Source organism: Nocardia sp. NPDC050799 (assembly GCF_040654015.1).
In the GTDB taxonomy this organism is placed as follows: domain Bacteria; phylum Actinomycetota; class Actinomycetes; order Mycobacteriales; family Mycobacteriaceae; genus Nocardia.
On record NZ_JBFAHF010000009.1, the window covers coordinates 149,502 to 163,207 of the forward strand.

Sequence of the window (13,706 nt, forward strand, 5' to 3'; positions counted from 1 at the left end):
CCTACCCCCGCTCCCGACCATTGCGTACCTGCGCCACATAGGCGCGCGACACCGCCGCGGTGAGCGTATCGAGCACATCGACGACGAAACATCCGTCCACACTCCCGGCCGCGGCGTCCAGAGGCCGGCGCGCCGCCGAACTACGCAGGCCCAAACCACTTTTCACCCCTTCGTGCAGGGCATGCTGAATGATCTCGAGCGGCACCTCCTCGCGCGCCCAGCGCGCGGCGGCCACCTCGAGCCGGGCCAGGACCTGACGTCCGGACGGATCCGAATCGTCGAGCAGTGCCAGCGCCATGCCCAGCCCCACCCGGAATACCGTCCCGAAATCCGACCCCGGCCGTTCGCGCGCCGCCGGGCGGGCGCTGTCGGCCGACCAGATCCGCATCAGCTCCGCCGGCTCCGGCACCTCGAACGTCTGCCCGGCCTCCTCCGGCTCACGGTCGTACTGCTCACCCGTGCACATACGTGCTCCCTCCACCAGCGACCGGCAACCGATATGGACAAACGTATAGTTACCCACCCTTCTCCGGCCGACACATCGCCCTGACTTCGGTCCACCTCGGAATTCGGGTCGGCAAAGATAGTGAGACGTCCCATCAACAGATACTTCGGTTTCGTGCCGTCGCCCACCGGCGCCGTCCGGCCGCCGGGTCCGGCCCACGACGCGCGCCCCGCCGCGCTCCCCGGTTAAGGTGCGGCGGTGGATACCGGTGATCTGATAGACCGCAGCAGTTCCATCGTGGAACGGCTCACGACGACCCAGGCGGCACCGCCGTCGTGGCTGGTACTCGCCACCGCCGTGGCGGCGCTGGTACTGGTGGCCTACGGCCCGCTGTGGCGGATCACCCGCAACGTGGTCACCATCGCGCACGAGGGCGGACACGCGCTGGTGGCGCTGCTGAGCGGACGCCGGCTCAATGCCATCACCCTGCATTCGGACACGTCGGGACTCACGGTGTCCAGCGGAAAACCCTACGGGCTCGGCATGATCCTGACCGCGCTGGCCGGCTACCCGGCCCCTCCCCTGGTGGGACTGGGATTCGCCGCGCTCCTGGGCGCCGGGCGCATCACCCTCATGCTGTGGACCGCGATCGCCGCGCTGGCCGTGATGCTCGTGATGATCCGGAACGTGTACGGCGTCATCTCCGTGGTGAGTACCGGCGCACTGGTTTTCGCGGTGTCGTGGTTCGGTTCCGATGCGCTGCAGGCCGGATTCGCCTACCTCGCGACCTGGCTGCTGTTGCTGGCCGGCAGCCGCCCGGTACTGGAACTGCAGCGCACCCGCTCCCGGATGCGCGACGGCACCACCGACGCCGATCAGCTGGCCCGGCTCACCCGGCTGCCGGGCGTGCTCTGGGTCGCCGTCTTCCTGGTCGTCGCCCTCGGCGCACTCGTGGCCGGGGCGGGCCTGCTGCTGTCGGCGACCGCGGGGATCTGCCTGCCGGTCCCCAACGGCGCGGACTGCCCGGCGAACTGATCCCGCCGGGCCGCGCTCAGCCGGGGCTCTCGGCCTCGGCGAGTTCCTTCTTCCAGACCCGGAAGCTCTCCTCGGTCCGGCCCCGGCGCCAGTATCCGGAAATGGAGGCGAACTCCGCGGAGACACCGCGTTCCTTACGGATGTAGGAGCGCAGGTTGTGCATCACGGCCTGCGCCTCCCCGTGGATGAAAACCTGTGCCCGGCCCGGCAACCACGGTGCCGCACGGACCGCGCCGATCAGGGGTGCGTTGTCGCCGGCGCGATCGTCGCCGACCTCGTGCGCGCCGCCGCCGCGGTGCACCCAGGTGACGTCCACCAGCGCCTTGGTGGTCAGGGTGATCTCGTCGGCCGGGTCGGCGATCTCGATGAACACCTTCGCGGGCGCCCCCTCGGGCAGTGCCTCGACGGCGGCGGAGATGGCGGGCAGGGCCGCCTCGTCACCGGCGAGCAGATGCCAGTCGGCGTCCGCGCGCGGCGCATAGGCCCCGCCGGGCCCGAAGAACGTGACCCGCTCGCCGGGCTGTACCGCGGCGGCCCACGGGCCCGCGATCCCCTCGTCGCCGTGCACCACGAAGTCGATGGCGATCTCGCGGGCCGCGGTGTCCACCGAACGGACCGTGTACGTGCGCATCACTTCGCCGTCGGGCCGGTCGAACAGCAGTTTCACGTACGCGTCGGTGTACTCGCTCGCGTCGAAATCGTCGAATCCGGGATCACCCAGATACACCCGCACGATATGGGGGCCGAGCCACTCCGTCCGGGCGACGGTCATGGTCGTGCGCTTTCTGGCCATCCGGCCTCCTTCATTAATTAGGCTTACCTAAGCGAACGTACCAGCCGGGTCGGGCGGGTTGTGTAGCGTCCGTCTCGTACTGACCGAAATATCCGGCAAGGAACCGCTTTTGGGTTAACCTCACACAAACTTCCGGACGAAGGCACCAATCATGACCGCGGCAACCGTCATCCGCCCGCTGGCGCCCAGCGAACAGATCTTCGCATTCAGCGAGGTCTTCGTCGGATACTGCGCCCGAATGTCCGGGCGGGTCGACCTCAGCGCGCTGGCCGCCGCCTTCGAAGTGCTGGTCACGGCCAATCCCATCCTCGGAGCCCAGCTCGCGCCCACCGAGCCGGTCGGACACACCCTGGTCACTTCCGGTCCGCCCGAGATCGTGCTGACCGTCGCCGACGGTGACCCCGAACAGCTGCTCACCGGCGCCGAACCGGATCAGCGACGAGCACTGGGCACACTGCACGTGGTGCGCTCGGGAGATACCGCGAGCGTCACGCTGCTGGTGCATCACAGCATTGCCGACGCCACCCATGCCCTGCACCTGCTCGAGCAGCTGTGGCACTGCTACGTGGCCGCCGCGGCCGGACGGGCACCCGCGCTCCCGCCCACCAGACAACCGATGCCGGTGGAGGACCTGCTCGCCGGCCGGGGAGTCGTACGCCGGCCCGTCCCGGGCGGTACCGAGCCGCCGCGGGCCGCACCGCCGCTGCCCTCGGCGGATGCGCTGAACGCGAACGAACACCCCTACCCGCCCTTGCGGACCACTCGCTGCCGGCTGAGCCGGGAGCAGACCGGCGCGCTCGTCACGTATGGGCACCGGGCGGGGGTGACGGTGCACAGCCTGGTGGCGGCCGCCCTGCTGCTCACCGAATCCGAGGCCCGGCAGCTGCCGGTCGGCGAACTGCAGTGTTCGTATTCGGTGGATCTGCGCCGCCGGGTCCGGCCTCCCATCGGCCCGGCCGAGGGAACGAATGTGCTGGGCTTCGCCGGTTACCGGCCCGGTCCCGGTACCGAGGCCACCCTCCCGGCCCTGGCACACGGAGTTTTCCACGCCTTGCGCACCGACCTCACCTCCGGCTACATCCAGCAGACCCCTCTCCAGCTCCCCGACACCCTGGCCGCGCCCCCCGCCAACCCGTTCGACACGGTGATGACCACGAATTGGGGCCGATTACCCCGGCTGTCGGTGCCCACGCTCCGGATCCACGACTTCCGCACCACCATGATCGCCAAACCCGATCCGACCGGACGCCGCCCCCCGCAGGCCGGAGGCGGTACCAGCATCATCACCACCTTCGACGACCGTCTCAGCGTCGAGATCCACCATCCCCCCGAGTTCACTCCGGTGCAGACACCCCGGATAGAACGGCTGCAGAATCTGCTCACCCGACTCTGACCCCGCCGCTGCACTGCCGGTTCAGACTCCCTGGAGCGAGGCCAGCTCGAGCACCGTGATATCCGACGGGGCCGCCACCCGCACCGGCGGACCCCAGGCGCCGGCGCCGCGGGTCACATACAACGCGGTCGCCCCGTGCAGCTCCAGCCCCGCCACGGTCGGGTTGGGCAGACGCGCGATCAGATTGCCCGGCCACAGCTGTCCGCCGTGGGTGTGCCCGGACAATTGCAGGTCGACCCCGTAGGCCACCGATTCGTGGACCACGACCGGCTGGTGGGCCAGCAGCACACAGGCCCGGCCGGTGTCCCGGCCGTCGAGAGCCGCCGCGAAATCGGGTCCCCGGCCGATGGCGGTCCCCCTCGGATCGTCGACCCCGGCGAGATCGAAGTCCGGCAGCGACACCCGATCGTTGAGGAGCACCTTCATCCCCAGTTCACCGGCCCGGGCAAGCCACGCGTCGGCGTCGGCGAAGTATTCGTGGTTGCCCGGTACGTAGTAGACGCCCAGGGGCGCGGTGAGACCGGCCAGCGGGTCGGTTTCGGCTCGCAGATCGTCTACTGTGCCGTCGGCGAGATCGCCGACGACCGCGATGAGGTCGGGACGGGTGCCGTTCACCGTGCGCACCACCCGTTCGCAGAACGCGCGGCCCAGCGCCGGGCCCAAGTGCAGATCGCTGACCAGGGCGATCCGCAGTCCATGGGCCTGTGCGGGCAGTTTCGCCAGCGGTACGGTGACCCGCCGGACCACCGGCCCGTTCAGGACCCCGTAGGTACCGGTCCCCACGATCGCGCCGGCCGCGATCACGGTGGCCCCGGCGGCCAGCCGGGAGACCAGTAGTCGTCGCGACAGCGGGCGCGATACCGGTGGCGGCGCCTCGCCGGATACCGCGGCGCCGGGGTCCGTCCCGGTGGGGGCCGCCGGGCCGGGGCGTACCGGCCGGGGGGTGCTCGTACCGGGCGATTCTCCCACCGCAGCGCCGACCGGCTGCGGTGTCACGCCGGATTCGACGGCTGCGGGCGCCGCGTCCGCCGCGGTGGAGGTTTCGCCCCCGCCGGCCGGTGCGGCGGTGTCGGCGTCACGCCGGACCAGGCCCCGCAGCAGCAGCGGCCGGACGACCTCTCCGGCCAGGACGCCGAGCAGCAGGTAGAGGAACAATGCGGCCCACAGGAATCCGGGCCAGGTCAGCCAGCGCCAGTCGGCCCGGTCCACCTTCGCGAACATCACGGCGAAGGCGCCACACATCGCTATCGCGCCCGCCCCGAGGACGATACCGCCGGGTATCCGCCAGCGAGATTTGTCCCGCGTGGTGTCGCGAACGAGCCGCCGCCACAGGTACCAGTGCAGGCCGGCGATGAACCACGCCACAGCCAGTCCGGTGAGCACGGAAACTACTACCACGGAGGATGCCTCTCCCGACCGATTGATTGTGCGGCTGATGAATCTACCCCTCGCCGCCCGGCCCACCGTGGCCCCCGCACCCGTTACCCCGCCCGGCGGCGGCGCGCACCTCCGCGCGACCCATCCGGCAACCATGGATAACTCCATGTTGCCGTGATCATCGGGTGGCTCAGCATCACACCGGCATTCGCGCCGCGGCGCGGACACCGCCCGCGGCCGCCGTCACACCGACCCGGTGACCCCCAGCCCGCCCAGACCGGACGGTGGGAGTTCCCCGTCCTGTCGCCCGGCGAGCAGCCATTTCAAAATCTTCCCCGTTTCCCCGCGCGGCAGCGCCGACATGAACGTGACGTCCCGGGGCACCGAGAACCGGCTCAGCCGATGCCGGATATAGGTGCGCACCATATCCGAATCCAATCCTGCCCCTTCATGTTTCACCACGAATGCCGCGAGTCGCTGGCCGAATTCGGGGTCCGGGACGCCCACCACGGCAACTTCGCTGACCTGGGGCAGATGCGCCAGGGCCTCCTCCACCGGCCGCGGGAAGACGTTCTCGCCCCCGGAGATGATCATCTCGTCGTCCCGGCCGGCGATGAACAACCGGCCGTTGACGTCGAAGTATCCGAGGTCACCGGTGTCGAGCATGCCGTGCGCCTCGTCGGGGGGCGCGGAGTTGACGTAGCCGTCGAACAGCATGTGGTTGCCGACGAAGATATGCCCGGTGGCGCCGACCGGCACCGGTTTGTGGTCGGGTCCGAGCACCGATACGCGGGTGCCCAGCGGCGGCTGCCCGGCGGTGGTGGGCGCGAAGCGCAGATCGGCGGGGGTGGCGATGGTCGCCCACGAGACCTCGGTGGATCCGTAGACGTTGTAGAGAATATCGCCATAGGCGTCCATGAATCGCAGCACCGTCGCGCCGGCCAGCGGCGCCCCGCAACTGATCACCTGGCGCAGACTGGACGTGTCGTAGCGGTCCCGCACCGCCGGGGGCAGATCGAGGATTCGATTCACCATGGTGGGCACCACGATCACGGTGGTCACCCGGTGTTCGGCGACCGCGCGCAGGCAGTCCTCGGCATCGAAACGTTCCGGCAGCACCACCGTGCACCGCAGCGCGGTACTGAGCTGCAACCCGGCCAGCCCCCAGGTGTGGAACAGCGGTGCCGGGATCAGCATCGTCGATTCCATCTCCATCGGGATTCGCGACAGCAGCGCGGCGATGGTGCCGAATCCCTTGGGATGCGGCCGGCGCGCGCCCTTCGGTATTCCGCTGGTACCCGAGGTGAGTACGATCAACCGGCCGGGATGGGCGGGCCGACGAAACTCCGTCTCCCCCCTCTCGATCAGATCCTCGAGGGTGTACCGGCCGGGGAACGGCGGCCGCAGGTCGGTATTGAACCGGGGCAGGTCGTCGTGCAGATATTGCACCAGTGGTTCGAGGTCGCCGTCGACGAACAGGGCCGAGAGCCGGTGCCGCTGCACGATCTGTTCGATGGTGCGCGCAGACAGGCCCGCATTGAGCAGTGCGACGTCCACCCCGAGTTTTCCTGCGGCCACCATGGTTTCGACCATGCCGGCGTGATTGCGGGACAGCAGCCCGATCGCGTCACCCGCGCCGAGTCCCACGGCCGCCATCGCACCGGCCAGGGCGGTGCTGCGCCGGTCCATCTCGGCGAACGTCCGGGACCCCTGATCGTCGACCACGGCGAGCCGGGCCGGAGCGTAGGCGGCGCCGGCCGCATAACCCCCCGCCAGGTTGAAACCCCATTTGTTCAATGACAGCAGCTGTTTCATCACCGCGTTGGGCCGGGTCCGCACCACACCGCTGACGGTGACCTGACGCAGCACCTCGAGCTGGCGGCGGACCAGCGAGCCTTCCCCGTTGACCACCGTGGACGTCCGCGCACCGCGCAGGATATCGGCGATCCGGCGCAGACCCTTGGCGGTCCAGTCCTGGATCGCCGAATTCGACAGCTCGGTGAGGTGCCGATGCACCCGCCCCGGCGCGAAGAAAGTGATCGATACGGTGCTGCGGTCGCCTTCTCCGTACATACGCAACGCCGCGAAACTACCGATCTCCGGCGCGTGTAGTTCCAGGCTCTCGTACCAGCGGCCGGTGACCACGCGCACGCGCAGCACCCGGATACCGGCCTCCGGCGTACCGAGCCGGAATTCGAATACCGGCTCCGCCCCGGGCAGGTCCAGCCTGGAGCAGGCACCGATACCGGTGAACACCCGCGGATAGGTCTGCGGGTCGAGGAGCAGCTCCCAGACAGCGGCACGCGCTGCGGGGATCTCCGCGACCATATCGATGACGTCGGTAACCAACTCCCGCTTCTTCTCGTCGGCCCGCAACGATCAACTGGGCCGGCGGGGTAACCCATCTGTAATGTCTCTCACAATAGCTCGGCGCCGCAGTTGTTACCAGCGAGTAGCAACGGTCTGTGACAGGTCACGAAGCCGTTTGCCCGGCGTTCACCACAGGTGCCGAAATGGCCGTTGGAGCTTGTCCAAGCCCGCCGCTCGCCCCGGTGTGAGAACTCCCAGCGACAGCTCACTCCGCCCGTACAGCTGTTGAGCGCGAACTACATTCGGCCGCATACCACTCGTTTGCGATCCGGAGGACCACGATGCACCAGACCCGACGCCGGGTGGCCATCACCCAAATCGACGAGATACTAGATTATTTCGGCAAATGCGCATCCTGCGGATATCCGGCCCGCGCCGAATCCACCCGGCGCGTATTCGATAACGGCGAGATCGAAGCCCTCGTCATCGCCAGCTGCTCACTGCCCTGCGGCTGGTCCGATCGGGTATCGCCCACGCGGATGACCGGCCCGGCCGCCTGACCCACCGGCAAGCCGCCCGCGGCCGCCGCCGGACCGGTGCGGCACGATGAGGTCTATGGAACTGCGAATCTTCACCGAACCACAGCAGGGCGCCGACTACCCGACACTACTGAGCGTGGCCCGCGCCGCCGAGGACCTCGGCTTCGGGGCATTCTTCCGTTCCGACCACTATCTGCACATGGGCTCGGTCGACGGCCTGCCCGGCCCCACCGATGCCTGGCTCACGCTGGCCGGCCTGGCCCGGGAGACCAGCCGGATCCGCCTCGGCACACTGGTCACCGCCGCCACCTTCCGGCTGCCGGGCCCGCTGGCGATCCAGGTGGCCCAGGTCGATCAGATGTCGGGCGGCCGGGTGGAACTCGGACTCGGCACCGGCTGGTTCGCCGACGAGCACACCGCGTACGGGATACCTTTCCCGGCCGATAAATTCGGCCGCTTCGAAGAACAGCTGGCCGTGATCACCGGGCTCTGGGAGACCCGGCTCGGTGACACCTTCGATTTCACCGGCAAGTACTACGAGCTGGTGAAATCGCCCGCCCTGCCGAAGCCGGTGCAGCAGCCGGTACCGGTGATCGTCGGCGGCCAGGGGCCGAAACGTACCCCGCGGCTCGCCGCGCGGTACGCGACCGAGTTCAATGCCCCGTTCGTCTCGGTGGACGACAGCGCCGCCCAGTTCGACCGGGTGCGCGCCGCGGTCGCCGCGGCGGGCCGGGCGGCCGACAGCATGGTGTACTCCAATGCGCTGGTCGCCTGCGTGGGATCCGGTGAGGCGGACATCGCGCGCCGCGCCGCCGCGATCGGCCGCGAGGTCGACGAACTCCGGGCCAACGGATTGGCCGGCTCCCCCGCGGAAGTGGTCGACAAGATCGGGCGTTACCGCGAGATCGGCACCCAGCGGATCTACCTGCAGATCCTGGACCTGACCGATCTGGACCATCTCGCGCTCATCGCCGACGAAGTCGCCACACAGTTGTGAACCCCGAGGGGCGGACGGGACCGCGGGCTCCGTCCGCCCGGACGCCGATTCACCGGTACGCGGCGGCCACCCCGTCGATCAGATGCTCGAGGGTCTCGTAGGCGGGGACATCCACGATATCGACCAGATCCGGGGACACCGGTACGTCATGTTCGGTGACCACTTCGTCGAAGCGGGCGACATCCCCGGTCCGGAAACCGTGCTCGGCGGCCAGCGACTGCAACTCGGCGTCGTTGTGCAGCAGCGCGCCGATCTCCTCGCCCTCCGGGGTGAGGGGGACGACGGTGTGCCGGGACAGCACAGTGGGCGACGGGTACAGCAACACCGAATCGGGCCGCAAGCGTCCCTCGACCGCGGCCGCCACGTACTGTGCCTCGTAGATCCAGGTCATCGGGGTCGGCCCCATCCCCGCGGTCAGGTACTCCTCGAACGGCCCCGCGCTGGAGCCCTCGGTGTAGCCCTGTGCGAGAAACAGGCGCTGCAGGGTGGGCAGCACATGCTGTTCGGCGGTGGCGCCGCGCACCACCGCGTGATCGTTGACGACATAGCTGGCCACCGCGAGGTACATGGCCGCCGAATTCGAGGTCCGGGCGTCGGTGGTGCTGACCAGGATGTTTTTCCCCACCCGGTAGGCGGTGTTGCCGGCCAGTTCGTCCCACTGCACACCGCGCTGCACGAGCTCGATATAGGCGGAGAAATCCAGGCTGGGCGCCGGACCGTCGAACTTCACCACTCCGGCCGCGTCCAGCAGCTGCACGATGGGGGTGAACGTGGCGATCGCCATCGGCGAATAGAACGGTACGAACTGGGTGCTCACCCCTACCTCGCGTTTGAGCCGCTCGGCCGCGGGAAGACTGGACGGGAACGCGAACGCCCGGCCGTCCAGATCCACCGAGGTGGAGATCTCCCTCGACCCGGCCGCCTCGACCCGCACGTCGTAGCCGTGCGCGGCGAACACTCCGGCGACCCGCTCGTCGGCGAAGAAGGCGGCCTTCTCCGAACCGACCACCCCGGTGACCTTCCTCAACGGCGCTCCCGCGACCGGCGCCACCGGGGCGGGAGCCGAATCGGGTCGCGACACCGCCCATGCCGTAACGCCCACCGCCGCCACACCCGCGGCGCCCGCCAGCGCGAACAGCCCGCGGCGGTCGGTCCGCAGCGGGCGTTCGGTATCGGCCGGTTCGGTCGCGGTGGCCGGTGCGCCCTTGTGCACCGAAACGGGCGCGACGCCGGAGGTGGTGACCGCCGTGGCGGCACCGGCCTCCTCGGCGGATTCGAACTCCCGGCGCACCACCCGCTCCACCAGAATGGGAACGAAGTCGCGCACCGCACTCGCGGCGAACCGTTCGTGCGCCGTCCGGATCGCGATGTCCACCTCGTCGGGTGAGCGATCCTCGGAATAGGCGGCGGACAACCGGCCCGCGAGTTCGCGTATCGCTTTCTGCTCACGAGCCACTTTGTCCTCGGAGACCCTGCTCTTTGGGACGGTATCGAGTGCCACGTATATCTCCTCGGCGCCGGACATGGAATCGAAACGACCCGCGGGGCCGATCCACAGCCGACAACGCTACCGCCACAAAGTATTCGGATACTCCCACCAGTGAGCGTGACCGCCGATTCTCCGACCAGAATTCACCCGGCATTTCCCGGCCGCTGGGCGGCGGTTTCCTCGAGGACGGCCATGGCCGCATTGTGCCCGCCGATTCCGCTCACCCCGCCCCCACGCACCGCACCCGCTCCGCAGCGCAATACATTCGCGTGGCCGGTCTCCACGCCCCAGCGTTGCGCGGGCGTGTCCCCGGGCCCGGTCCGGTAGGGGAACGACAGATCACCGTGGAAGATGTGCCCGCCGGGCAGTCGCAGCGCACGTTCCAGATCCACCGGTGTGGCGGCCTCCAGACACGGCGCACCGTGCGCATCGCGGGCCAGGCACTCCCGGACGGATTCGGCCAGTACGCTGTCGAGCGCGTCGAGGCTCGCGGTGACCGCGGCCTGTTTTGCGGCTTCCGGGTCGGATTCGAACAGCCTTGCCGGAGTGTGCAACCCGAAAAGTGTGAGGGTGTGCCGCGTCGAACCGGCCGCGATACCGGGATCGGTCAGGGTGTGACAGTAGATCTCCGCGGGCGGGATCGCCGGCAGCCGGCCGGCCGCCGCCTCCCGGTATGCCTGCGCCAGCTGTTCATAGGTTTCGGCGATATGGAACGTCCCGGCGAACGCGTCGCGCGCGGTCACCGCGGGGTCACGGAGTCGCGGCAGCCGGTCCAGCACCATATTGATCTTCAGCTGGGCGCCTTCGGGTTTCCCGTCGGCGGATTCGCCCAGGAGCCGGGCCGCCTCGGCAGGCGAGGCGTTGACGAGCACAAACCGGGCCGCCACGGTCCCGGTCACCGCCCCGGCGAAATCCACCGCCGCGGTGCGCCCGTCGGTCGACACTGCGGTCACCTCCGTACCGGTCACCAGTTCCGCCTCCGCGGCCCGGGCCGCGTCGGCCAGCGCGTCGGTCAACGCACCCATACCGCCCACCGGCACATCCCAGTCGCCGGTACCGCCGCCGATCACGTGATAGAGGAAACAGCGGTTCTGGGCCAGCGACGGATCGTGCGCGTGGGTGAACGTGCCGATGAGAGCATCGGTGAACACCACCCCGCGCACCACATCGTCGGCGAAATACTCCTCGATCGTCTCGCCGAGGGGTCGCTCGAACAGTTCCGCCCACACCCGGCCGCCCACCCGCCGCCGCAGCCGGTCGGCGGTCGGCAGCGGTTCGGTGAGTGTCGGGAAAACCGCCCGTGCCACCTCCCCTGTCATCGCGTAGAACCGCTGCCATGCCGTGAACTCACGCTCCGATCCGGTGACCCGCACGAAACTGTCCCGGGTGGCCGCCGGTGACCGGTTGTCGACCAGCAGACCCGACGATCCGGCCGGCGTATAGGAGGAGATCCGCCGCTTGCGCGTCCGGAACCGCAGGCCCAGATCGCCGACGATCCGGTCCGGCAGCAAACCGACCAGGTACGAATACCGGGACAACCGGACATCGACTCCGTCGAACACCCGCGCCGAGACGGCCGCGCCGCCGGTCGCCGCCGCCTGCTCCAACACCAGCACCGATTGTCCCGCGCGGGCCAGATACGCCGCCGCGACGAGGCCGTTGTGCCCGCCGCCCACGATCACTACGTCGTACCGGGACCGCATCACCATAGGACGTCGATACCACACCGGCGCCGCGGCGGCGGTGAGGCTAACCGAGCAGACCGCCCAGCAGGCCGCCGCTCTGCCCGGCCTCCTGTCCGCCACCGGTCCCGCCGAGCATGCCGCCGGGCGGCAGCTCCGAGGGCTGCACGATCACGAAACCCCGGCCGGAGAACGACAGGGTGATGCCTTCCCCGGTGCTGCGGCCGATAAGCCGGCCCAGCCCGAAGGAGTCGTTGCGTTTCACGCTCGTCTGCAGGCTCGAGGACCAGGCGATGGCCGCCTGCGGATCGGCATAGGTGGGCTGATCGACATTGAGTACGACCGGGCCGCCGTGACTGGTGATGGCGATCCGGCCACGGCCGGTGAACACGCAGTTGAACAGGCCGGCGTTACTGGCGAACCCGGCCGCGCCCTGCACCATCCGGATGTCGTAACCCAGGCCGGGATCGAAGGCGAGCACATTGGACCCGTTGATGGTGAGCCCGTCGGTGCCGTCCAGATCGATGATGTGCACATCGGCCGCCCCGTTGGCGACGAACAGATCACCGCGCCCGGACACCTTCATCAGCGGCACGCCCTCGCCGGTGAGCCGCTGCTGGATCGCCCGGCCGATCCCGCCGGAACCGAGCGCCTGGAAATGCAGATCCCCCTGGTAGGCGACCATGGATCCGGAGCGGACCAGCGTTTCGCCGTTCACGCCGACCTTGATCATCTTGCTGCCCTGCTTCTGGATGCCCATCCCGGACACTTCGGCATGACGCGGGTCGAACAGCTCGCTGTGCATCGGCTGAGCTCCTTGCTGGGAAGAATATGCGGGGGGCTGGTGCGCGGGGACGGGCGGCGCCGGATGGGCCGGCCCGGGTGGATACGGCTGCTGCGGCGGATAACCGGGCGCCGGCGGATATCCGGCAACCGGCGGCGCGGCGGGGTACCCGGGCGGCGGCACCGGCGGCGGGCCGGGGTGCTGCGGGTACTGCGGCGCCTGATACGAGGGTGCCTGATGCTGCGGCGCCTGAGATTGCGGAGCCGGATATGGTTGCGCTGCCGCAGGATTGGCGACCATAGTGGGATCGGTACGGGAGGCGGGCGGTACGGGCGGGGCCGGCGCCGGCGGAACCGGCTCGTCGTCGACGTTCACCCCGAAATCGGTGGCGATGCCCGCCAGGCCGTTGTCGTATCCCTGTCCGACCGCGCGTACCTTCCATGCGCCTGCCCGGCGATAGATCTCCACGCAGACCACCGCCGTCTCGGTGCTCAGTTTCGACACCGCGAAGGTGAGCGTGCCCTGCTGCCCGGTCACCGTCGCGGTGAGCGACCCCACCGAACCGAACGTGGGCGGCCCGCTGCCGTCCAGGCTCGCGGTGACCACGACCCTCTCGATATCGCCGGGCAGGCCCGGGGTCTGCACATCGACGACATCGCCGGCGCCCTGCCCGTGCCGGTAGGTCACCCCCGGCCCGGCCGGCTGGTTGAAGAAAACGAAATCGCCATCGGACCTGACCTTTCCATTCGCGGCGAGCAGCAGCGCCGAAACGTCCACCGGCGCGGAACAGGTCACCGTAACCGTCAACCGGTCACCCGGCGCGGGCCGGTTCTCCCCCGGAGCGAGCGCGGTCACCTCGTAC

11 protein-coding genes are annotated in these 13,706 nt (G+C 69.4%); 4 read left to right on the top strand and 7 right to left on the bottom strand.

Translation table 11 applies throughout. The annotated features are described in order from the left end of the window. Position 1 precedes the first annotated feature (1 nt). Entirely contained in the window at positions 2–466 is a 465-nt protein-coding gene (locus tag AB0H42_RS12090) for a hypothetical protein (protein ID WP_357053763.1), read from the bottom strand. A gap of 237 nt (positions 467–703) precedes the next feature. Between AB0H42_RS12090 and AB0H42_RS12095 the strand changes: the two genes are divergently transcribed. After that, positions 704–1,480 (top strand): M50 family metallopeptidase, encoded by a 777-nt coding sequence (locus AB0H42_RS12095; protein ID WP_357053766.1) that lies wholly within the window; start codon positions 704–706, stop codon positions 1,478–1,480. Positions 1,481–1,496: 16 nt separating this feature from the next. Here AB0H42_RS12095 and AB0H42_RS12100 read toward each other — a convergent pair whose 3' ends face one another. Next, entirely contained in the window at positions 1,497–2,273 is a 777-nt protein-coding gene (locus tag AB0H42_RS12100; RefSeq protein WP_357053769.1) for a siderophore-interacting protein, read from the bottom strand. A 151-nt stretch (positions 2,274–2,424) separates the two neighbouring features. Between AB0H42_RS12100 and AB0H42_RS12105 the strand changes: the two genes are divergently transcribed. Continuing rightward, on the top strand, positions 2,425–3,666 hold the full coding sequence (locus AB0H42_RS12105) for a hypothetical protein (protein WP_357053772.1): 1,242 nt from the start codon (positions 2,425–2,427) through the stop codon (positions 3,664–3,666). Positions 3,667–3,687: 21 nt separating this feature from the next. On the opposite strand, the gene AB0H42_RS12110 is transcribed toward AB0H42_RS12105, so the two are convergent. Both AB0H42_RS12110 and AB0H42_RS12115 read right to left on the bottom strand, forming a co-directional pair. Further along, entirely contained in the window at positions 3,688–5,064 is a 1,377-nt protein-coding gene (locus tag AB0H42_RS12110) for a metallophosphoesterase (RefSeq protein WP_357053774.1), read from the bottom strand. 222 nt (positions 5,065–5,286) lie between these two features. Beyond that, complete coding sequence (locus tag AB0H42_RS12115; RefSeq protein WP_357053949.1) at positions 5,287–7,371, bottom strand: AMP-binding protein; 2,085 nt, start codon at positions 7,369–7,371, stop codon at positions 5,287–5,289. Between the two features lie 323 nt (positions 7,372–7,694). On the opposite strand from AB0H42_RS12115, the gene AB0H42_RS12120 reads away from it, so the two are divergent. Both AB0H42_RS12120 and AB0H42_RS12125 read left to right on the top strand, forming a co-directional pair. Continuing rightward, complete coding sequence (locus AB0H42_RS12120) at positions 7,695–7,913, top strand: hypothetical protein (protein ID WP_357053777.1); 219 nt, start codon at positions 7,695–7,697, stop codon at positions 7,911–7,913. A gap of 55 nt (positions 7,914–7,968) precedes the next feature. Continuing rightward, positions 7,969–8,889, top strand: a complete 921-nt coding sequence (locus tag AB0H42_RS12125) for an LLM class F420-dependent oxidoreductase (RefSeq protein ID WP_357053780.1) — start codon at positions 7,969–7,971, stop codon at positions 8,887–8,889. Between the two features lie 49 nt (positions 8,890–8,938). On the opposite strand, the gene AB0H42_RS12130 is transcribed toward AB0H42_RS12125, so the two are convergent. The 3 genes from AB0H42_RS12130 to AB0H42_RS12140 form a co-directional block, all read right to left on the bottom strand. Next, positions 8,939–10,390, bottom strand: coding sequence for a three-helix bundle dimerization domain-containing protein (locus tag AB0H42_RS12130; protein WP_357053783.1), 1,452 nt, complete (start codon positions 10,388–10,390; stop codon positions 8,939–8,941). 131 nt (positions 10,391–10,521) lie between these two features. Beyond that, on the bottom strand, positions 10,522–12,087 hold the full coding sequence (locus AB0H42_RS12135; RefSeq protein WP_357053785.1) for an NAD(P)/FAD-dependent oxidoreductase: 1,566 nt from the start codon (positions 12,085–12,087) through the stop codon (positions 10,522–10,524). 40 nt (positions 12,088–12,127) lie between these two features. Continuing rightward, positions 12,128–13,699 carry an AIM24 family protein gene (locus AB0H42_RS12140; protein WP_357053787.1) on the bottom strand — a complete coding sequence of 524 codons (1,572 nt, stop codon included), beginning with the start codon at positions 13,697–13,699 and terminating at the stop codon, positions 12,128–12,130. Positions 13,700–13,706: the final 7 nt, after the last annotated feature.

Excerpts from the sequence above, each read along its gene's own strand:
- AB0H42_RS12105 (WP_357053772.1), top strand. The coding sequence starts at position 2,425 with ATGACCGCGGCAACCGTCATCCGCCCGCTGGCGCCCAGCGAACAGATC.
- AB0H42_RS12100 (WP_357053769.1), bottom strand. The coding sequence starts at position 2,273 with ATGGCCAGAAAGCGCACGACCATGACCGTCGCCCGGACGGAGTGGCTC.
- AB0H42_RS12090 (WP_357053763.1), bottom strand. The coding sequence starts at position 466 with ATGTGCACGGGTGAGCAGTACGACCGTGAGCCGGAGGAGGCCGGGCAG.
- AB0H42_RS12120 (WP_357053777.1), top strand. The coding sequence starts at position 7,695 with ATGCACCAGACCCGACGCCGGGTGGCCATCACCCAAATCGACGAGATA.
- AB0H42_RS12135 (WP_357053785.1), bottom strand. The coding sequence starts at position 12,087 with ATGGTGATGCGGTCCCGGTACGACGTAGTGATCGTGGGCGGCGGGCAC.
- AB0H42_RS12115 (WP_357053949.1), bottom strand. The coding sequence starts at position 7,371 with ATGGTCGCGGAGATCCCCGCAGCGCGTGCCGCTGTCTGGGAGCTGCTC.
- AB0H42_RS12125 (WP_357053780.1), top strand. The coding sequence starts at position 7,969 with ATGGAACTGCGAATCTTCACCGAACCACAGCAGGGCGCCGACTACCCG.